Here is a 19,892-nt window from a genome sequence, read left to right on the forward strand (position 1 = left end):
TGATTCTGCCAGTCCTATTCCGCCTAATTATAGCAGCGAATGCATCGCTCATAGACACGGCTAACGCTAAGTGTCGATTAATTCGCCAACAGTTCATTCAATTTTCGCTCAAGTTCATTCAATCCCTCGGCGGGATTCAGATGGTTGAAGATGATATTCTGCAGCTCTTCGGACAGCGCCGTGTACAGGGCTGCGTATTTGTCCGTCTGAGGCGCGAATTTCACCTGCTGCTCGGCCTTCAGAAATTGGTCGCGGTAAGGGAGCATCCGGTATGCATCGCTGCCGCGCACCGTTCGATTGACAGGCACGTGGCCCGCTTCCCCCCATTTCTGGCTGCCCACCTCGGAGAAGTAACGGATGAACGACATCGCCGCGAGAAGCTTCTCCTTCGGGACATAGGACGGGATGACAAGCGCGTGAGCGCTTCCCCAGTGCGCTTCGCTGCCAAATATCGCCGGCAGCGGCGCGATTCCGATGCGCAGCGACGGATTCTCGAGATGGTGGCCCGCTTCCCAGTTGCCGCCGAACCATAGCGCGGCCTGCCCATTATGGAAGGAATCCCACGGTGTCTGATCATTTAGGTCGCTTAGTCCATCCGTATATAGCTGTTGAAAGAAAGTAAGGACCCTGCGCGCGTTATCGTTATTAATCGCCGCATGCATCAAATCCGGCGTCAAGAGCTCGCCTCCCGCTTCGTAATACATATCGAGGAAAGGCTCCTGGAAATAAGGCGTATTGATCGCGAGCGGTTGTATACCGGGTACCCGAGTTTTAATCTGCTGCAGCAAGTCGATGAACCGCTGCGGCGTTAAGTCATGAAGGAGCGGCGTTCCGTCATCTCCGAGTAAGTCGGCTTTAGCGAGAAGATCTTTGTTGTAATACAGCACATGGAAATGCGTATCCAACGGGACCCCATAGGGCTTGCCGTCAAAGTTGACGCTCTGCCTGCTCGCCTCTGTGAGGTTGTCAAATTGAAATCCCGCCTCACGCGCCAGCTCGTCGAGCGGCTGGATCTGCTTCGCCTTCACGAAAGGCGACATCCGGTCTACATGAGCGACCGCCACGTCAGGCCCTTTCCCAAAGGACAGCGCGGTGCTAAGCCGTACATAATACTCGTTCGATTCCAGACGCAGCTGCCTGACCGTGACGTCATCTTGAGAATCGTTGAATCCCTTGATGATTTGTTCCACATAATCCCCTTCCCCGCCGCCAAAGGGGTTCCAGAACGAGATTTCCACCGGCGGCTTGGGGCTAGCTTCAAGCGCGTCTTGCTTCGTTGCAACCTCGCATCCGGCAATCGCGCAGCTGCTGACCATTAGGCCGGAGAGCGCTGCCTGGAGCTTGTATTTCCTCACGTCATCACCTTCTGCCGGTCTAGTTTTGCAGGTTACTTGTCTTCCTTCACCAAGCTTCTGTATTCGGACGGAGAGACGCCCGCGATCTTCTTGAATACTTTGGAGAAATATTTGGGATCCTGGATGCCAACCATCATTCCGACATCCGCCGCCTTCATATCTCCGGCAAGCAGCGCCTTCGCTTTCTCGATCCGCACGTTGGTGACGTATTCCAGGAAGCTTTCGCCGACTTCTTTTTTGAATAAATTAGCAAAATAATTTTTGCTCAAATGGACGAAATTGCTCATCGATTGCAAGGAAATATCCTGGTGATAGTGCTGCTGAATATATTGCGTCGCTTTAATAATGCTGTTCCGGTCGCTGTTATAGATGTGAATCATATGCTGCTGCAAATCACCGAACGCCTGGATGAAGAATTCGCTGCTCTGTTCCACCGTCTCCAGCCTGGACAGCTGATCGAAATATTGCTTCTTCAGCTGTAGCACGTGCTGTTGATCATTCGACACTTCCGGCCAGACGCCCGTCAAGATCATCAGCAGCTCGAACGAAATGATCTGCGCCAGATCCGGATCCTGCCGACTGGCGAGCTGATCGAATAAGCCGGCTACATAGTCTCGGAGCTCCTTGGTTTGGAAAGCATACAGGAAGGCGTGGATTTGGGCCGAATTCACCTTTATTGGTTCGAGGGACATCTCTTTGGCTTCTGCAAGCCCGCTATAGGCGATCACTTTGCCGATGCCCTGGAACATGCTTTGTCTTGCCGCTGCGGTCGCCTGCTTATACGCTTGACTCATCTGCTCCCAATGGCTGATCGTGCCGCTTACGCCTATCGTGCACACCAACCCGTCCTGATCAGCCAAGTACGCGACAATCCGCTCCGCCTGCCGCCTTGCCCAACCTTCGCTCGTTCCGGAAGCCACTCCCGCAGGTAGGGGCAGCAGTACATTCATCCCCCCTGCTTGATCCGCGAAGAGCACGATGTTCGCCGCGTTGTCCGCCCCGATGCCTTGCAGCGCGTGCTGGATCAATTGCTGCCTTTCGACAAATCCATGCTCGGTCGTCTTGATCAGCAGATGCAGGAGACAGGCGGGAGCCCGAAGCTCTTGCAGCGCCGCAAGCTCCTCCTCGTCCAGAAGGACGCCTTCGATCAAGCGCAACAGCAGCTTTTCCTTACGAGCCGGCTGAAGCTTCGACGCTTGGCCGTTTGCTGCACCCCCATCCCCCTTCAAGTCCAAGTCGTTCTTCACATTCATCAACGCCTGTTCAAAATCCCGCGGCATCATATCCGACTTGATCAAATATTCGGATACGCCGTGACGGATGGCTCGTTGGGCATAATGGAACTCATCCAGATTGCTTAGAATGATGATCTTCATCGTATAGCCGCTGCTGCGCACTTCTTCGATGAGCGCAATGCCATCCATGACCGGCATTTTGATATCCGTGATTAATATATCGGGCGGGTTCTGCCGAATCAGCTCTAGCGCCTCTCTCCCATTGGCAGCTTCTCCAGCAACTTGCAGACCGACCTTCTCCCAATCGATCATGGAACGAATGCCGAAGCGTACGATGAATTCGTCTTCGACGATGATGACTCGATACATCGGTTCTCTCTCTCCTATTCCAGATAAGGAAGCCGGATCGCAATCGTGGTGCCGATGTCCGGCTCGCTATGAATATCGATGCCATAGGCTTTGCCGCTGATCAGCTTGATCCGCTCATCTACGTTGGCCAGCCCGATCCCGCCAGCCTTCCCGCCCGATTCCTGATGCTTGAGCAGACTTTGGGCATAAGCGGGATCCATTCCCTTCCCGTTGTCGCTCACTTCAAAACGAATTCCGCCATCAGTACCTCTGGCGCAAGTAATTTGAATTCTGTCCTCCTGCCCCGGATCGGTGAAGGCATGGAGAATCGCGTTCTCCACGATCGGCTGGAGGATGAGCTTCGGCGTCCGCAGCTGCTTGACCGCTTCCTCCACGTGAATGGTCGTCTCCATCTTGAAGTTGAAGCGGAACTTCTGGATACCCAGGTAGCACTGCACATGTTCGATTTCCTCTTCGACCGTGACCGTCTCTTCGCCCTTGCCCAGGCTGATCCGAAGCAGACGGGACAACAAGCTGACCATCTCCGCCGCATGATTGGCTTTCTGAATAAGCGCCGTCCATTTGATAATATCCAGCGTATTATACAGGAAATGAGGGTTGATCTGCGCTTGAAGCGCTTTCAGCTCCGCGGTTCTTTTATGATTCTGCTCCTCGTAGACCGTCTTCAGCAGTTCATCGATCCGAGCGACCATGTAATTGAAGTTACTGCCCAGAATATCGAATTCATCGCTCCGCTTCTTGACCTTGAACCGCACGGCCAGATCCCCGGACATGACCTGCCTCATGAGGCGAATCATCTTCAGAATCGGATGACTGATTGAATTGGCGAGAACAATCGCGGTCGCAATCGAGAATACGATGCAGATCAGGGCGATAATGCAGATAAGCTGCAGCAGCCGGTTGGAATCCTTATACAAGACCGATTCCGATATGACGTTCACGACGATCCAATCGTTGGTTTGCAGCGCCTTGTAATCCACGATCAGGTTCTTCCCCTTATAATCCAGCGGGAATCGGCGCTCCATCTGGCCGGAGCGTAAGATTTGATCGTAGCCCTTGGCACCTAGCACCTCGCTTACATTGTGCCCGATCATCCGGTCGTCGCTGTAGGATACGATTTGCCCATGACCGTCGATCACGAAGCTTTGGATATCCCTATTGTTGTTCGTTGCGCTCGATCCCAGTTCCTTCAGCACCTCGCCGCGGATATCCAGCACGGCGACGATGCCGACGGGGCTATCGTCCGACGTTTTGTATATCTGCTTGGCCAGCGAGAACACATAGACGTTCTGCGAGTTCAAACTATCGACATAGGTATTGAACCGGGTAGGAAACCAGCGGAAATTGCTCCCGTCCTCCAAGGTGGACAAGAAACCGCTCACTTCGGAAGGCGTACGGTCCTTCCACCGGTAGATTCCCTTGATATAGTGGTTCTCGGATAGGAAGGAAATCGATTGAATGTCCTGATTAATCGCAACGATCGTCGACAGCTTCGTGGTCAGCGATAAACTGTCGATGTCGTATGGCTTGGCTGGCCCCGTACGGTCCATCTTCCGCAGCATCCCGACAATCTCGTTATTGTTGACCACCTGCATCATCAGATCTTTATATATGCCAAGACGGGTATCGATATTATCCGCCGTTTGTTTCAGCAGCTGCTCCGAGTATTCGGTTACTTTCTCGTTAATCGTGGATTTGGAGATCGAATACGATAGCGTCCCCATTACGATCAAGGGGGTTAGCGAAAATAAAAATAAGAGCAGCATCCATCTGTAGCGTATGCTGCTCTTCCATATATGCATCGAGGGCCGCAACTTCGCCCAACCGAATGGTCTCATCTATACTCCCCGCTGCTCTTGTCAGTCCATGCAGCTCTTTTTTGTCAGTATCTTCGTTGTCTTCAATCGTTGTGTTGTCTTCAGCCTTTAACGCCGGACATCGCCACGCCCTGCACGATATGACGCTGAAGCACCGCGAACACGACAATCGTCGGAATCGCCGCAATGCCGCTCGCCGTCATGATCATATTCAACGACATTGTATTATTCGATAAGAAGGTCGGCAGTCCTGCCGATAAAATCATATTTTCTTCCGAGGTGATCGACAGATACGGCCACAGGAAATTGTTCCACGAAAGAATGAAGTAGAAGATGCCGACCGACACCATCGCGGATTTGGTCAGCGGCAAGCAAATATTCCACCACAACCGAAAGTTTCGGCTGCCGTCGATCTGCGCGGCCTCGATGTAGTCTTTCGGAACGCCGTCCATGAATTGCTTGAGCAGCAGGATGCCGATCGGGTTCGTTAAGCCTGGCAGAATGATGGCCCAATTGGAATCAATGAGCCCCAGATGGAGCGTCGTTTCGTACAGCGGGATTAGAATCGCCTCTGTCGGGATAAGCAGGCCGGAGACGATCAGCACGAAGAAGAGTCCCCTGCTCTTGAAGGGCAGCTTCGAGAAGGCGAAAGCCGCCAGAGAGCTAAGCAATATGGACAGCAAGGTCGTGACCGCTCCAATAACCGTGCTGTTCCAGGTCCACCTGAGAATGTTCGATTCCGTGATGACTTTCCTGTAATTATCCAGCGTCAAGTCTGCCCAATTCACCCAATCAGTCAGCTGATACACGTTCGTTCCATCCGGCTTCAAGGAGACGAGCAGCATCCAGATCAACGGGAATATAAAAAGCAGAGCCAGCACGGATGCGATAAGGTTAAGCGCCCACTTGTTCATGTTCTCCCCTCAATCCTTTCGATCCGTCAATTTGAATTGTATGATGGCGACCAGCAGCATGATGATGCAGAACACGATCGACTGCGCCGAAGCCAGGCCGAACATATCTTTCTTGAAGCCTGTCACGTAGATGTATCGAATCATCGTATTGGTCGAATCTCCCGGTCCTCCGCCGGTCATGATCTGAACCTGCCCGAACAGCTTCAAGCAGCCGATCACCTGATAGAAAATGACGACCTTCGTTATGCGGGACAGCCCCGGCAGCGTAATATGCCAGAATTTGCCCCAACTTCCCGCCCCGTCGATCGTGGCGGCTTCATAGTGATCCTGCGGGATCTCTTGAAGTCCGGCCAGGAACAGCACCATGACGAATCCGACCGTCCACCAATCCGTCGCGATCGTTATTGCCCACCAGACGAATCGATGATCGGTAAGCCAGTTGATGTCTCCCGGGAGGCCAAGCAGCTTGAGCAGACCGTTAACCGGGCCATTCTTAGGATCGAATAGCCGCAGCCAGATGAAGCTGATGACCGATACGGATAAGACGTATGGCAAGAAATAGACAGACCGGATCAACGTGCGAAGCCAGATGGGCTGATTAATGATCAAGGCTAGCAGCAGCCCTAGTACGATGACGGTCGGCGCGCAGATGAGCACAAAATAAAACGAGTTCCATAAATAACCGTAGAAATCGGCATTCGTAAAAATCCGCCGGTAATTGTCCAACGCTACAAATCGCTGCATCCCCTGGATGCTCCACACGTGAAGGCTAATCCAGCCGCCGCGCAGTACGGGCCACAAATAAAATACGGCAAACGGGATCAGAAACGGCACGACGTACAAAATGGCGTTCAATTCCGCCCACGCGCCGGTTCCCCGCTTATTTCTCTTCCGAAGGACGAGAGCACGCTCGCCTTCCGCTCCCACTCTATCCATTGGTCTCTCTCCTTGCCTGTTGCTTCAGTAACGGAAAGCGGCGCAGCAAGGAACTTACGTCTCTCCAATCGCTGCGCCCTTCCTGTACGAATTAGTTCGCTAGAATTTCGTTGATCTGCTTCTCCATCTCTTTCAAGCCGTCTTCAGCCGATTCGTTATGGAAGATGATGTTCTGAAGCACCTCCGCGATCGTCGTGGAGATGGTGGTGTATTTGTCCGTTTGCGGCGCGAACTTCACCGTGGTCTGCGCTTCGATGAAGAAGGAGCGGTAAGGAAGCTGCTTGTATTCCTCGCTATTGGTCACGTGGCTGTTCGCCGGGACATGTCCCGCCTTGCCCCACGTTTGACCGCCGACTTCGGAGAAGTACTTCATAAATGCCGCAGCCGCTGCCTGCTTCTCTGGCGATACATAGGCGGGAACGACAAGGGAGTGCGAACTTCCCCAGTGCGATTGGCTGCCGAAGATCGGCGGAAGCGGCATGGCGCCAATATGCAGCGAAGGATCGCCCAGCAGCAGGCCCGCTTCCCATACGCCGCCGAACCATAACGCTGCATTGCCGCTATGGAAGGTGTCCCATGGCGTCTTATCGTTAATGTCGCTGTATTTATTTTGATAGATGTCGTCGTAGAATTTCAGAACGCTCAGTGCTTTGTCGTTGTTAATCGCCGCCTTGGTCATATCTGCGGACAAGAGATCGCCGCCGGCTTCGTAATACATGTTCAAGAACGGCTCTTGGAAATATGGCGTATTGACGGCCATGGCCTGTACGTCCGGTGCCGCCGCTTGAATTTGGGCCAGCGTCTTGAGATAGCCCTCCGGGGTCATGTCTTCGAATTTCGGCGTCTCATCCGCATTCAGCAGATTGGCTTTCTTCAGAATGTCCTTGTTGTAATACAGCATGTGAAAATGGGTGTCGAGCGGCACGGCATAAGGCTTCCCGTCATAGGTGACGCTTTGCATGTTCGAGGCGCTGATTTGGCCCAGATCGAATCCGGCCTTGCTGGCCAGTTCGTCAATCGGCACGATTTGTTTCGCTTTTACGAATGGAGAGATTCGGTCCACGTGGGCTACGGCCACATCCGGCCCCTTAGACGACGAGAGCGCCGTGCTGAGCTTGGCGTAATATTCATTGGATTCGAGACGCAGCTGCTTCACGACGACGTCTTTCTGCGAATCGTTGAATCCTTTAATGATTTGATCGACGAATTCCCCTTCGCCGCCGCCGAACATATTCCAGAACGTGATTTCGACGGCGCTTGCGCTCTTGCTCCCCTCAGCCGCGTTGTCCGTGCTTGGAGCCGCGTTGTCCGCGCCCGTACTCTTGGCCCCGCCGTTGTTTGACGAGCATCCCGACAGCGCTAATGCCAGTGCCATGCCTGCAGTCAACAGCGTGGCTGCTTTCTTTTTTGCTTTCATGTTTCTACTACCCCTCTCGCCGAGCTGATGTCACGAACCGAAAGCCACTACCTAAGATGTAAGTGCTTTCTTGAGTTCCACTTTATCGTGTTTTCCTTCCGTGCCACACCGATAAAACGCACGACTTGGGGGAACAAACGTAAGGTTTGCGAACGTTCTCGCCCATCGAAGGTGGACGATCTTACGACAGGTGTGAAATCGAACGGTCTTTCGGCGGTGCAGCCCAGTACTTCCGCCATCACGCGGCGTACTCGGGACTAACGCCCTTGCGCGATGCCCTGCCGAGCGCACAAAAAAAGCCGCAGCTATGCGACTTCTCGGGCTTGCGATCTAATTACGGCGGCTCGCAGAATACCTTCCGGCAGCCGAGCAGTGGCGGGACCGGCTGGATCACCGTCGATCTCGTCAGCGCGCATATGGTCGCACGACGTTCCTACAATATGAAAAAGCCGCGGATTACGCGGCCTGCCAATTTAAGCTGGAGTTATCTTCTGAATCCTGCTCTGCGCCATTCGCTCACGAATAAGCGAGTGAGCCTTTACTAGGTCCTCAACGCTGCATCTTCATATGAAGCAGCGGGTATGGTTTGCCCGACCCATCCGTGTCCGATCGTCCGCTCTGAACGAAGCCGAGCTTGCGGTAAAACGCGCATGCCGCCTCATTCTGCTCGTTCACATCGACCTCTAGGGAAGAATCACTCAATCTTTCTGCATGACGGATTAGCTCGCTGCCGATGCCATGGCCGTGGTATGCGGGGTCAACGAACAACATCTCGATGCGTGTACCGTCTAAGCCTATGAAACCAACGGCAGTGCCTTGCTCTTGACGTGCCACCCACAATTCGACCGCATTCAGCGCTTGATCCCGTACCAAACTTCGGTAGAATTCAATATCCGCATCCGCCAGAAAATGGTGGGTAGCCCGTACCGCGTTCTCCCAAATATCGACGAGCCTCTCGTGCTCCTCTTGTTTACCTTGCGTAAGCTCCCATCGCACCCGCGATTCCCGCCTTTCGGACGTTATTCGAAGTCCAGCTCGCCTCTTGGCGGCGCTCAACTTGTTTTTTTGCTATCGCCTGATCTCGCAAGTCATCTGCTTCATAAAATCCAGCATTCGGTGATGGGATTCCGCTGCCGACTGCACCATGTAGTTAGGGGAATACGGATCGCCGAATCCATGTCTTCCTGGCAATACAAGCGCACTCACGTTGGACTTCCGATTCAATTCTGCTGCGACACTGGGAACGTGGAACGACTTCTCTTCCTCTGCAAAAAACAGCAGCGTTGGGATGCGCGGCGTAATAGTGGCGAAGCTCCGGATACGCGAACCGTAATATCCCACGATTCCGCTAATTCCATCATGCTCGCTGCACAGCCATGCCACCGTAGCGCCTACACTGCTCCCCACCACGAACAGATGTTTGTAGCTCCCTCGCACCTCATCCACCAGCTGCTCGATTCGGCCTTTCGCTTGGGCGAAGCCAACGTTCGTCATGAAGTTCGCATAAGCCTCTTCTTCCTGTTCGTACGAATAAGGCATATCGCGATCGAGAAGGTTCGGACAATAGACATCAACTTGACGAGCCGCCAGCATCCCGCAAAGCTGCTGCATATGCGCATTGATTCCGTAGATTTCGTGAATGACGATAACCGCTGTATCGGCGTTATGGATGAATTGAATCATAGTTCGCTTCCTTCGACTAAGCTGGATTTGATCAACATCATCAATCTACCAGAAATTGAAGTCATCGGCTATAACTTCTATTGATACGCTAATTTAGGTTAGATTCTCATTCCGATTCGTACAGGTTGGCATACACTGCATCATTCGTACCGGAAAAGGAGAATGAGAATGGCGACTTTTTATGAGGCGGTCAAACACAAAAACAGAATGTCTCCCGTTTTGCTGAAAAGAGCTGAAGTGATGGCGGTGGGCGTCGGCTATGCGGATCCTAGCAAACCGGCGCTGGGAGCGGGAATAATCGTGTATACGCACAAGAAAATCACGTCGTCGAGTCTGAACCATTTAAGTCAAACGATCGCCAAGTCGGGCACATCGGTACCCGTGCGTTTCATCGCGTCGGGCAATTTCAAGAAGAACGCCTCTCCTGCAAAGCCTAAAGCAATTAGTCCGACACAATTGTACAGAAGCCGCATTCGTCCTGTGCCAGGCGGTGTTAGTATCGGAAAACTTACGGCAACAGGAACAGCGGGCATCGTCGTGATTAAAAACAACCAGCTCTTTATCCTCAGCAATAACCATGTGCTTATCAGAGACAATAGCACGGCATTCTCGGAGACGCTGCAGCCGGGACCGGCAGACGGCGGCATATCGGGAAGAGACACGATCGGCCGAGCATTCCAGTTCGTCAGATTGCGTCCGAATCAAGCGAACTTTCAGGATTCGGCCATCGCGATTCCGACGTCGAATGGCGTACTGAATCCGCGCTATTTGTTTAGCGCTTTTCAACTCATCAATGTGCCGGGGCACTTGCTAAGCTACCCTGTCGGTTTGCCAGTGTTGAAGACAGGCCGTACAACAGGTTTTGTCAGAGGAACCGTTGAGGCCAACAATGTGGATGTTCGCGTGAATTATGGCGCACTCGGCACACTGTTATTCCGTAATCAATCTGTCATTGTCGGGAATAACGGCGCCGCCGTCTCGCTGCCGGGCGACTCCGGCTCGGTTTGGCTGCGTTCAAGCGATAATTTCGCCGCGGCGCTCAATTTTGCCGGAACGACTGAGGGCGGTTTGCGTTCGATTGCCAACCCGTTAGGTGTTGTCATGTCGACGTATGGCTTGCGTATCGCGATCCCGGCAGCAGGCGGCACTTTCAGAGCAGGAGCGATTAAAGGTGCAGCTCCGCGCGGCAATTATGCTTATGTTCGGCCATTAACGCAGGCACAACGCAAACGATCGCGTGCGATTTTCGTGAAAGCGACTAAATAAGTCCCCTTTTCTTCGACAGTGGCTATTGGGATGTTTGGTTAGTCCATTGGTCAGTCGCAGAAAAAAACGGCTGCCCCATCTCGGGCAACCGTGTCTACATTCGGAGCTGCAGCGCTACTCGATATCGCTCTCATTCCCGTTATCGGACGTAGACTCTCCGTCAGAGACGTCTTCCCGATGCATGACCGATTCTTGGCGCGCAATAAATAACGTGGAGTTGATGACCAACTGTTCCTGTGGAGTCGTTCGTCCGAGCAGCGCCCAGCCCCGGTTAGTTAACTGTGCTTCGTCAACGGATTCATACATCAGCTGCCGCATGCCTTCCGCGGTTCGAATGGCGATTAACGGATCATCGCATGTTCGTCGGATTTGCTCCAGAACCGCGACTTTGTTCGTGACAAGACTTGCGATAAACACGGTGCGGGCAGCATTATAATTAAACGTCTCGCCGTTCTCCAAACGCACGTTCACGCGGTCGCTTAGTCCCAGGCAGTCCAGCAAATCGCGAGATATCGCATACGCCTCATCATCAACTTCCAGACCAATAACGTCGATATCGCTATAAAGATGAAGAAGAATGGCGCTGAGCGGCATCGGTCCGCTTCCTACGAATACAATGGGCGATTCGAGCCTCCCTTGCCAGCTGAACCGGCGAAGCAGCTGCAGCTCTCGAGTAACGAGCGACTGGTAGATATTCCAACCGGGCAGACGCGTAATGGCATCCAGACCCGATTGTTCGGATTGACAGAACTGCCTGGAATAATAGCGCTCGGATTCACTTTCGTATACGGACAGTTTGGCTAGTAAGTCAGGCTGCACCTCTCGGACGAATGGGTCGCTTAGTACCGCCTGAACTTCATCTGGCGAATAAGAATGCAATAATCGAGTCTTGAGCCGATCGATTAAGTTTGTCACGGCAAGGTTCGTCGGGCTCAGATCGGATTCCTCTGCCAATCCCTTATAGACTTCGCGAATGATGGAGATGAAATTGGCAGCAAGCGGACTCCTTGTGCCACCAGAAGCGATATGAACAGCTGAAGGTCCAGAATCCAGATTCATGCCTCCTCTCGGGCAACGCCGGCTATATCCTTAATAATATATTCACCGAACGCTGTTATAGACGAGGCCCGGATTTGCACTATACCAAGGGGCGGCAAGCTCGTTGATTCAAGATCCCTGCGGAACGATCAGCTTCATGGCCAGCTCCGGAATGTATGCCTTCTGGCCATTCTCCATGATGAAGGGTTTGATCATGACCCACTCTGGTCGCCGTTGGAACGGCTCGTACGAGAAAGTCAGGTTCAGACGGTTGCCTTCCCCGCTCCCTCCGCCGGACATCATCTTCGGCGCGAAGCCCTGATCATCGGTAAACTCGTAATCGACGTTAAGAAAGCCGGTAATTTTGTAGCGGTCCGGAATCGCTTCCATCATTGACTTGATATCGCTGCCCTCCTGGCCGAACACTTGAATGACCAGCGAGGTCGTCATCGGCGTCAGCTCCACGCGGTCCACCCGCATCCGGATGTTATCGTGCGTCTTGATCTCGTCCGTGGTGATCACCACGCTATCCGAATTTTCCTTGACCACGGGCACGTTGAATTCGTACCTGAGTTTCGGCTCGGCAAGGTACGCCTTGACCGTCAAGTCGAACGTATCGGGAATTTGCAGGTCGCCTCTTTCCAAGGTGCTTACAATGATCGAATCGGTCGAGGGATCGCCTGGACCGATAGACATCCCCGTATTGACAGGCTGGCCGTTGATCAGAAAATCGAAGTGGATGGCTCCGGGACTTGGCGCTTCGTCTTCGACATAGTGCCACATGTCCTTAAACGGCTTTACGCGGCCTTCCGCGTTTTTCTTCTCTACCGCGAAAGAAAGGCGGGCGCCGTCATACGCCAACTGAGTTAACTTCAGCGTTATGCCGTCGTGCGTCACGCTTTGATCGACGTTGGTCGTCATCCCTCGTTCGTCGGCCGTACGCAATCCAAGATCGCCCGCCAGCTTGAAGACGCTATCCACCACAGGGATTCGCTTCATCGCAACCGCCATCGCGGGCGAGAGGAATCCCGTACTTAGCACTAACAAAGCACCGACTGCGAAAGAACCTGCCGCAAGCGCTGTCCGCCGAAGCAACAATCGTTTCTTTCGGGTATCCTTGCCGCGGCCTTCCGCGCTCTGAGCGCCGCTCTCACCCGTCGTAACGCACTCGTCCGTCAGCGAGGCATAGAATTGATCCATTCGCTCCCGTACGAGCGGCGGCAGGCTGCCGTCCATCTCGCGCTTGAGACGATCCAGCTTAGCATCCAACTGCTTCGTCATCACGACCCCTCTCTTTCCATCGTATCGCTTAGCCACTGCGCCAGCGTCTGTCTTGCCCGGTGCAGCCTTGTCTTAACTGCGCCCTCCGACATCTCCAATATGTCCCCGATCTGTCCCAGAGGCAGATCGTTGTAATAGTGAAGGACGACGATTGTCCGCGCAATCGGTTCCAGCCGATCGACCGCTTCCCGCAAGTCCAATTGGCTCCCGTCGGGCTGAGATAGCGACTCGGCCTGCGGAAGGTCATGCATCGGTACGACCCGGTTTCTTTTGCGCAAGATCGCGTTGCATTCGTTGATCAAAATCCGAAACAGCCAAGTCCGGAAGTAGGAAGGCTCCTTCAAGGCCGGCATAGCTTGAAAGGCTTTCAACATTGCTTCCTGAATCGCGTCGGCGCAATCCTCATCTTTCTTGACGATCGCCCTCGCCATCTGGTACATGGGGACCTCCATCGCCCGCATCAATCGGACGAACGCTTCCCGGCTCCCCTGACTGGCGAGTGCCGCGTCCGTCTCCAGTTCGGTATTCAATTTTCTTTTAGCCTCCCTTGCTCGCATTGATCGCGTGCACGACTTATGACAATTAGATGGTGGACAGCCCTGAAAGGTTACATCGTTTCCGAAAATTCCCACGCTTGCGCGGGAAATAAAAAAAATCCGCATTCGCTGCGGATTGGAATGGACGCTACTGGCGGGATCTTTCTCGAATCGTACGCATACCGCATGTCTCTCGGTCGATTAGTCCTCGATGTTAGATGTATGATGCATCATTCGGACATCATTCAGGCATGCAGCTCCTCCAGCAAGCGGCCAAGCGCTCCCTTCTCCCGCTCCTTCAATCCCGCTAACTGTTCTTGGATTCGGCCGTAGATCGCATCGTCCGCCTTCCTGCGGATGAACGCCTTCAGGAGGTTGTTCCGCATGCGGAAGCTTTGTTCGTGCAGTTCCGCATAATCGGCTATTAGCTCTTCCGGGTGCGTTACATATCCTTCCGCATGGAGATATCGCAGCCGATCCATCATGATCTGCTTGTGCTCCATGTAGATATGGAGTTGTCTGACGCCGTTGCGGTTGATCAGATTCGGATGATTCGTTCGTTCGGCTTCGAAATAGGCCCATAACGAATCATAAGTATTCAATCCGAATGAATAGCGCGCTACGTTCTTATTCACCAGGTTATGACTCGTCCGGGAGAAATAATAGTTCTCCAGCTGCTGCCGGACGACTTCCAGATGGAATGTATAGGCGCAGCCCGAATTAAATTGAAACAGATACATATGGTCGTCCCGCTGCCGCTTGCTCATCACCTTGTCGCGCATCGCGCGGTAGGCGAGCTCCAAGTCCTCGAACGGCGTGATATGCCTTTCGAAAGCCATCGTTTGGCCGAATCCGGCCGTGTTGAATGTGCGACTCTCCCGGTCATACCCATAGATCAGCAGATGATGCGGACAGCTGTACGCTTGATAGGCATGGCTGCTTGGAATGTAATATTCATCGATGAACAGTGTCGGATAATACCCTTTGTCCATGCAATCAACGATATAATCGACGATCCGATCGCCCGTCAGCGCAGCGGCCAACTCGTAATTCATATTGCACGCGATCAAGAAAGGGTTGTTGGAATTAAACTCATTGCCCCCGCCTCGGTAAAAATCCAGGAAATATTCGGTTCGCTCATCAAGGAAAAAGTCGTTTGCGTACACCTCGATGAAATTGCTCATCAACCACGGATACGTTTGCTCATACGCGGACGTAATGCCGAGCGTATAAGCCCAGCGCAGCAGCCCCCACGCGGGAGGATCCTGGAAGGGAAGCTCTTTTTTCATCATGCCACCACCTCGTTATTTTGGTACGGCCCAGTAGGCCAATGGATCATTCAATCCTTCATGAGAGAATGGGTATACGGCACCCTTAGCGCGCAAGCGACGCGTCAGGCATCGTACCACACTGGCAACACCTCCTTATCGGGAGCTAATGCACGGCTCGTAATCGCCGGGAATGCACCTTTTGCAGGCACTATTACCAATATTCTGCAAAAGAGACAACTCTCCTTCATCAAGGCGCGGCACGATGAATGTAACATGGGAACAACAGAAGAGCCCTGCATGTTCTGCATGGGCTCTTCTTATCGCAGTCTGTAGCTATGCCAAGTATTTCCCCGTGATCGAATGCTCCGCGTGAATAATTTGCAAAGGCGTGCCTTCGAACACGACCTGTCCGCCTTTGCTGCCTCCGTCCGGTCCCATGTCGATGATCCAGTCCGCTTGACTGATCACCTCGAGGTTGTGCTCGATCACGATAACCGTATTGCCGGCATCCACGAGGCGGTTCATGATGACCAGCAGGTGACCGATATCGGACATGTGAAGGCCGGTCGTCGGCTCGTCCATCACGTAGATACTGCCCTGCTTATGCAGCTCGCTGGCCAGCTTGATGCGCTGGCATTCCCCGCCCGATAGCGTGCTGAGCGGCTGGCCGAGCGTAATATAGTTCAGTCCGACGTCGCTCATGGCTTGGAGCTTGCGTACGACCTCTTTGAGTTGGAAGAAGTCTAACGCTTGCTCCACGGTCATCCCCAGCACGTCCGCGATCGATTTGCCGTTCAGCTTGTACTGGAGCACCTCTTCCTTGAACCGCTTGCCCCCGCAGACTTCGCAGGGCAGCTTCACGCTGTCAAGGAAGGCAATATCCGTATAGACGACGCCCAGGCCTTGACAATTCTCGCAGGCCCCCTTCGAATTGAAGCTGAACAAGCCTTGATTGACCTTGTTCGCGGAAGCAAACGCCTTGCGCACGTCATCCATGATGCCCGTGTAGGTCGCGGGGGTCGAGCGCGTCGATACGCCGACAGCCGATTGGTCGATGACGATCGCTTCCGGATGGCCGCCGAGGAATACGTCGTTAATGAGCGTACTCTTGCCTGAGCCGGCGACGCCTGTAACGACAGTCAGAACCCCGGTGGGAATATCCACGCTCACGTTCCGCAGATTATGCAGGCTGGCTTCCTTGACGGACAACTGACCGGAAGGCTGCCTGCAATCTTGCTTCAGTTGAAGCGGACGCTTCATGTGCGTGCCGGTCAGCGTATCGGCTTCGAGCAAGCCGTGGTAGCTTCCTTCGTACACGATCGTCCCGCCGCGGCTGCCAGCATGAGGACCGACGTCCACGATATGATCCGCCACTTTGATGACGTCGGGATCATGCTCGACGACAATGACGGTATTGCCTTTATCGCGCAGCTTCCGCAGCAATTCGTTCAACCGATGAACGTCTCGGGGATGCAGGCCAACGCTCGGTTCATCGAAAATGTACGTCACATCCACGAGACTGCCGCTCAGATGCTTCACCATTTTGACGCGCTGCGACTCGCCTCCGGACAAGGTATCCGTCTCGCGGTCGAGCGTCAAGTAGTCGAGCCCGATATCCACCAGATGCTGCAGACGTTCCGTCAACGACTTGACGATCGGCGCGGCGATCGGATCGTCAATCTCCCGTACGACGCGAATGAGCTGACCGACTTCCATCGAGGATAGCTCCGCGATGTTGCGCCCATTGATTTTGCAGCTAAGCGATGCCTGACTGAGTCTCGCGCCATGACAGCTGGAGCAAGGACCTTCCGTTATGTAAGGCGCGACTGTCTTCTGCGTACGTTCGGACTTCGTCTTGACATCCTGCTTGATATATTTGTTGGTGAATTTCTCGAGGATGCCCTCCACCGTTATGTTCATGGCCTTCCCGGCAAAATCCATCTGCACTTTCCTCGCCTTGCCGTACAGCAGCTGCTCCAGCTCTTCGGCCGCATACTCGCTCAGCTTCTTGTCGAGATCGTATTCACCCGACTGTACGACCATGTTCCACTCCCAGCTGCCTGCCGAATAGTCCGGCAGCATGATCGCGCCTTCGTTCAACGACTTGGACAGGTCCACCGCTTTATTCCTATCTACGCCCAGCCGTCTTCCGAGCCCATTGCACTCGGGACACATCCCTTGCGGATCGTTAAACGAGAATAGATTAACCGGTCCGACGTAAGGCTGACCGACACGGGAATAGAGAAGCCGCAGAATCGGCGCAATATCGGTAATCGTACCCATCGTCGAATGCGAGCCGCCTCCCAAGCGCTTCTGATCCACGATGACTGCCATACTCAAGTTCTCGATAGCGTCCGTATCCGGCTGCGGCACGCGCGGCAGGAACGTCCGTACGAACATGCTGAAATTCTCGTTCAACAGTCGCGTCGATTCCGCCGCGATCGTATCGAAGACGATCGAGGACTTGCCCGATCCGGATACCCCGGTGAAGATCGTGATCTTCCGCTTGGGAATCCGCAAGGATACGTTCTTGAGATTGTTTTCTCTCGCGCCTGCGATGACGATGTACTCCTGATGAGCTTCGCTCATGCCAAGCCTCCTCTTCAAATTAAACAACATCTACTGACATAACTTGTCCGCCTTGTTCCACGGCTACATCTGGTTAATCGAGTCGCTCTTTTATTTTGCGCCTGCTTCGATCAAGATCCGCTCGATCTCTTTGAACCCTTTCTCTCTTGCATGCTGCAAAGGCGTCACCTGGTCACGATCCGGAATATTAACGTCCGCGCCGTGCTCGATGAGCAAGCGTACCGTCTGCTGCTGCTTAATACCGCCGTTATTGAGAATAATCGCTTCCAATAACGCCGTCCACCCCAAGTTGTTCACGTGATTGACATCGACGTTAGTTGCAGTGAGAAGCTCTCGAACCACTTCAACATAGCCGTGCTCGGAAGCGGGTATTAACGCGGTTCCCCCATACCGGTTCGTGATGGACGGATCCGCTCCGGCTGCAATGGTCAGCTTTACAATTTCGATGTACCCTTCCGCGCCGGCATATAAGAAGGGGGAATTAAGCATATGATCCTGCAGGTTGACGTCCGCGCCGGCGTCGATGAGTACCTTTACCGTATCGGCATCGTTGTTGTACGTCGCAATCATCGCCGGGGTTCTCCCCTTGGCGTCCCGTACATTCACCTCGGCGCCTTCTGCCACGAATTTCTTGACGGCTTCCGCATCTTTGCGTTCCGCCGCTTGGAGCAAGGAGTGATTCATCTTGTATTCCTCCGTTTCAACGATTTCGCCTTTTCCTGCCAAAGCACAGCCTTGAAGGATAACCATGCATCCAAAGCAAATCATCAGCCACTTCCGCATCCTGCATGACATTCCTTCCACCTGTTGGTATTGGCTATGTTTAGCATAGAGCATAGAATTAACCGGTTGTATAGAAAAAGATAAACAATCCATAAACAAACGATTAATTTTCTGGAAATCGCTTCAGAATCGGTTGGTTGGCCCATGCGTGGCCGCTGAATATCGCTTCGGAACATTCTTCGATTATTTGGTCTCCTTCGAACTCCTATTCGAACGCGACATGGAACTAAACTCATTATAGAAGATGAATACTGACAACTGGGTGTCATGAATTTATAATCTATCCATCTGTTCGACGACTTCCCATTCTGGTTGAAATTAGGAACAAATACATTGGCGGCGGCGTGCGCGATGGACTATGATTATCCCGAACAATCCGATTGTCGAAAGAGCGAAGGGAGCATGCAGGATGGAGAAAACGGCGCTTGGGAGAACCGGTCTGCAAGTGACGCAGCTTGGTTATGGCGCGATGGAAATTCGCGGACCCCGAGTATGGAGCGGTCGTCCGGTCGCCGACGAGGATTCGGCGCGCATCTTGAACACGGTGCTGGACGCCGGCATCAATTTCATCGACACCTCCTACGACTACGGAAGAAGCGAGGCGTTGATCGGGAAGTATATCCGCCACCGCAGGCACGAGTATATTCTGGCGACCAAATGCGGCTGCACGCTCGTCGACCACGGCGATCACGACGAGACGCCGCATGTGTGGACGCGCGACAACCTGCTGCACAATATCGATACGAGTCTTAGCCGGCTTAATACCGACTATGTCGATCTTCTGCAGCTGCACGGTCCGACCGTCGAGCAGGCGGAAGATGGCGAGCTGGTCGATGTGTTGAAGGAGATTCAAGCATCCGGCAAGGCGCGCTGGATCGGTATTTCCTCCTACCAGCCGAATTTGTCCGGCTTCATCGATTGGGAGGCGTTCGATACGTACCAAATCCCCTACTCCGCTCTGGAACGGGAGCACGAACCGTGGATCGCGAAGGCGAGCGAACGCGGCGCAGGCGTCATCATCCGCGGCGGCGTCGGACAAGGCGAGCCGGGACATGGCCGGGGAGCGGCCGACCGGTGGGCGGATTGGGAACGAGCCAATCTGGACGAGCTGCTGGACGAGGGCGAGACAAGGACGGGCTTCGTGCTGCGATTTACGCTATCGAACCCGCACATGGACACGACGATCGTCGGTACGATCAATCCGGCGCATCTGGCGGACAATCTCCGGTTCGCCCGCAAAGGCAAGCTATCCGCCGAGGTCTACGCGGAAGCGCGCCGACGTCTGGATGCGATCAAAGACAAGGCATGATCGAATAGATCAGGCATTATCAGAATTACAAACGAGGCCGTCTCAAAAGGGTTTAGTAATTGTCTTCTAACTCCGAAGCCCCCCCTAATTGAA

16 protein-coding genes are annotated in these 19,892 nt (G+C 53.6%); 2 read left to right on the forward strand and 14 right to left on the reverse strand.

Features of this window, described 5'->3' with window-relative positions; all coding sequences use genetic code 11:
* Window positions 1–77 precede the first annotated feature (77 nt).
* The 8 genes from ACFFSY_RS22695 to ACFFSY_RS22730 all read right to left on the reverse strand — a co-directional run bounded on the left by ACFFSY_RS22695 (window position 78) and on the right by ACFFSY_RS22730 (window position 9,726).
* Window positions 78–1,355, reverse strand: a complete 1,278-nt coding sequence (locus tag ACFFSY_RS22695) for an ABC transporter substrate-binding protein (RefSeq protein ID WP_377498357.1) — start codon at window positions 1,353–1,355, stop codon at window positions 78–80.
* Between the two features lie 32 nt (window positions 1,356–1,387).
* A complete protein-coding gene (locus tag ACFFSY_RS22700; protein WP_377498359.1) occupies window positions 1,388–2,959 on the reverse strand; it encodes a response regulator in 1,572 nt (523 codons plus the stop codon).
* Between the two features lie 14 nt (window positions 2,960–2,973).
* On the reverse strand, window positions 2,974–4,797 hold the full coding sequence (locus tag ACFFSY_RS22705; protein ID WP_377498361.1) for a cache domain-containing sensor histidine kinase: 1,824 nt from the start codon (window positions 4,795–4,797) through the stop codon (window positions 2,974–2,976).
* Window positions 4,798–4,877: 80 nt separating this feature from the next.
* Window positions 4,878–5,690, reverse strand: coding sequence for a carbohydrate ABC transporter permease (locus ACFFSY_RS22710; protein WP_377498363.1), 813 nt, complete (start codon window positions 5,688–5,690; stop codon window positions 4,878–4,880).
* Between the two features lie 9 nt (window positions 5,691–5,699).
* Window positions 5,700–6,626, reverse strand: a complete 927-nt coding sequence (locus ACFFSY_RS22715; RefSeq protein WP_377498365.1) for a carbohydrate ABC transporter permease — start codon at window positions 6,624–6,626, stop codon at window positions 5,700–5,702.
* A 91-nt stretch (window positions 6,627–6,717) separates the two neighbouring features.
* The gene (locus ACFFSY_RS22720; protein WP_377498367.1) at window positions 6,718–8,043 is read right to left on the reverse strand and encodes an ABC transporter substrate-binding protein; all 1,326 of its coding nucleotides are present in this window, start codon (window positions 8,041–8,043) and stop codon (window positions 6,718–6,720) included.
* Between the two features lie 549 nt (window positions 8,044–8,592).
* Window positions 8,593–9,039, reverse strand: coding sequence for an acetyltransferase (locus tag ACFFSY_RS22725; RefSeq protein ID WP_512699697.1), 447 nt, complete (start codon window positions 9,037–9,039; stop codon window positions 8,593–8,595).
* A 72-nt stretch (window positions 9,040–9,111) separates the two neighbouring features.
* Entirely contained in the window at window positions 9,112–9,726 is a 615-nt protein-coding gene (locus tag ACFFSY_RS22730; protein ID WP_377498371.1) for a dienelactone hydrolase family protein, read from the reverse strand.
* Window positions 9,727–9,894: 168 nt separating this feature from the next.
* Between ACFFSY_RS22730 and ACFFSY_RS22735 the strand changes: the two genes are divergently transcribed.
* Entirely contained in the window at window positions 9,895–10,992 is a 1,098-nt protein-coding gene (locus tag ACFFSY_RS22735) for a chymotrypsin family serine protease (RefSeq protein ID WP_377498373.1), read from the forward strand.
* Between the two features lie 114 nt (window positions 10,993–11,106).
* Here the strand turns inward: ACFFSY_RS22735 and ACFFSY_RS22740 are convergent, their stop codons facing one another.
* The 6 genes from ACFFSY_RS22740 to ACFFSY_RS22765 form a co-directional block, all read right to left on the reverse strand.
* Window positions 11,107–12,051 carry a nicotianamine synthase family protein gene (locus ACFFSY_RS22740; protein ID WP_377498375.1) on the reverse strand — a complete coding sequence of 315 codons (945 nt, stop codon included), beginning with the start codon at window positions 12,049–12,051 and terminating at the stop codon, window positions 11,107–11,109.
* 108 nt (window positions 12,052–12,159) lie between these two features.
* Complete coding sequence (locus ACFFSY_RS22745; RefSeq protein ID WP_377498377.1) at window positions 12,160–13,311, reverse strand: DUF4179 domain-containing protein; 1,152 nt, start codon at window positions 13,309–13,311, stop codon at window positions 12,160–12,162.
* On the reverse strand, window positions 13,311–13,841 hold the full coding sequence (locus ACFFSY_RS22750; protein WP_377498379.1) for a sigma-70 family RNA polymerase sigma factor: 531 nt from the start codon (window positions 13,839–13,841) through the stop codon (window positions 13,311–13,313). The genes ACFFSY_RS22745 and ACFFSY_RS22750 overlap by 1 nt, the downstream gene beginning before the upstream one ends.
* A 251-nt stretch (window positions 13,842–14,092) precedes the next feature.
* Window positions 14,093–15,139 carry a hypothetical protein gene (locus ACFFSY_RS22755; protein WP_377498381.1) on the reverse strand — a complete coding sequence of 349 codons (1,047 nt, stop codon included), beginning with the start codon at window positions 15,137–15,139 and terminating at the stop codon, window positions 14,093–14,095.
* Window positions 15,140–15,451: 312 nt separating this feature from the next.
* The gene (locus ACFFSY_RS22760; RefSeq protein ID WP_377498383.1) at window positions 15,452–17,707 is read right to left on the reverse strand and encodes an ATP-binding cassette domain-containing protein; all 2,256 of its coding nucleotides are present in this window, start codon (window positions 17,705–17,707) and stop codon (window positions 15,452–15,454) included.
* A gap of 90 nt (window positions 17,708–17,797) precedes the next feature.
* A complete protein-coding gene (locus tag ACFFSY_RS22765) occupies window positions 17,798–18,490 on the reverse strand; it encodes an ankyrin repeat domain-containing protein (RefSeq protein ID WP_377498385.1) in 693 nt (230 codons plus the stop codon).
* A gap of 409 nt (window positions 18,491–18,899) precedes the next feature.
* Here ACFFSY_RS22765 and ACFFSY_RS22770 point away from each other — a divergent pair, with 409 nt between their 5' ends.
* On the forward strand, window positions 18,900–19,799 hold the full coding sequence (locus tag ACFFSY_RS22770; RefSeq protein ID WP_377498387.1) for an aldo/keto reductase: 900 nt from the start codon (window positions 18,900–18,902) through the stop codon (window positions 19,797–19,799).
* The last annotated feature ends 93 nt before the right edge of the window (window positions 19,800–19,892 follow it).

This window comes from Paenibacillus aurantiacus, from assembly GCF_042431225.1.
Classification (GTDB): domain Bacteria; phylum Bacillota; class Bacilli; order Paenibacillales; family Paenibacillaceae; genus Paenibacillus_Z; species Paenibacillus_Z aurantiacus.

Excerpts from the sequence above, each read along its gene's own strand:
- ACFFSY_RS22700 (WP_377498359.1), bottom strand. The coding sequence starts at position 2,959 with ATGTATCGAGTCATCATCGTCGAAGACGAATTCATCGTACGCTTCGGC.
- ACFFSY_RS22705 (WP_377498361.1), bottom strand. The coding sequence starts at position 4,797 with ATGAGACCATTCGGTTGGGCGAAGTTGCGGCCCTCGATGCATATATGG.
- ACFFSY_RS22710 (WP_377498363.1), bottom strand. The coding sequence starts at position 5,690 with ATGAACAAGTGGGCGCTTAACCTTATCGCATCCGTGCTGGCTCTGCTT.
- ACFFSY_RS22715 (WP_377498365.1), bottom strand. The coding sequence starts at position 6,626 with ATGGATAGAGTGGGAGCGGAAGGCGAGCGTGCTCTCGTCCTTCGGAAG.
- ACFFSY_RS22720 (WP_377498367.1), bottom strand. The coding sequence starts at position 8,043 with ATGAAAGCAAAAAAGAAAGCAGCCACGCTGTTGACTGCAGGCATGGCA.
- ACFFSY_RS22730 (WP_377498371.1), bottom strand. The coding sequence starts at position 9,726 with ATGATTCAATTCATCCATAACGCCGATACAGCGGTTATCGTCATTCAC.
- ACFFSY_RS22735 (WP_377498373.1), top strand. The coding sequence starts at position 9,895 with ATGGCGACTTTTTATGAGGCGGTCAAACACAAAAACAGAATGTCTCCC.
- ACFFSY_RS22740 (WP_377498375.1), bottom strand. The coding sequence starts at position 12,051 with ATGAATCTGGATTCTGGACCTTCAGCTGTTCATATCGCTTCTGGTGGC.
- ACFFSY_RS22745 (WP_377498377.1), bottom strand. The coding sequence starts at position 13,311 with ATGACGAAGCAGTTGGATGCTAAGCTGGATCGTCTCAAGCGCGAGATG.
- ACFFSY_RS22755 (WP_377498381.1), bottom strand. The coding sequence starts at position 15,139 with ATGATGAAAAAAGAGCTTCCCTTCCAGGATCCTCCCGCGTGGGGGCTG.
- ACFFSY_RS22760 (WP_377498383.1), bottom strand. The coding sequence starts at position 17,707 with ATGAGCGAAGCTCATCAGGAGTACATCGTCATCGCAGGCGCGAGAGAA.
- ACFFSY_RS22765 (WP_377498385.1), bottom strand. The coding sequence starts at position 18,490 with ATGCGGAAGTGGCTGATGATTTGCTTTGGATGCATGGTTATCCTTCAA.
- ACFFSY_RS22770 (WP_377498387.1), top strand. The coding sequence starts at position 18,900 with ATGGAGAAAACGGCGCTTGGGAGAACCGGTCTGCAAGTGACGCAGCTT.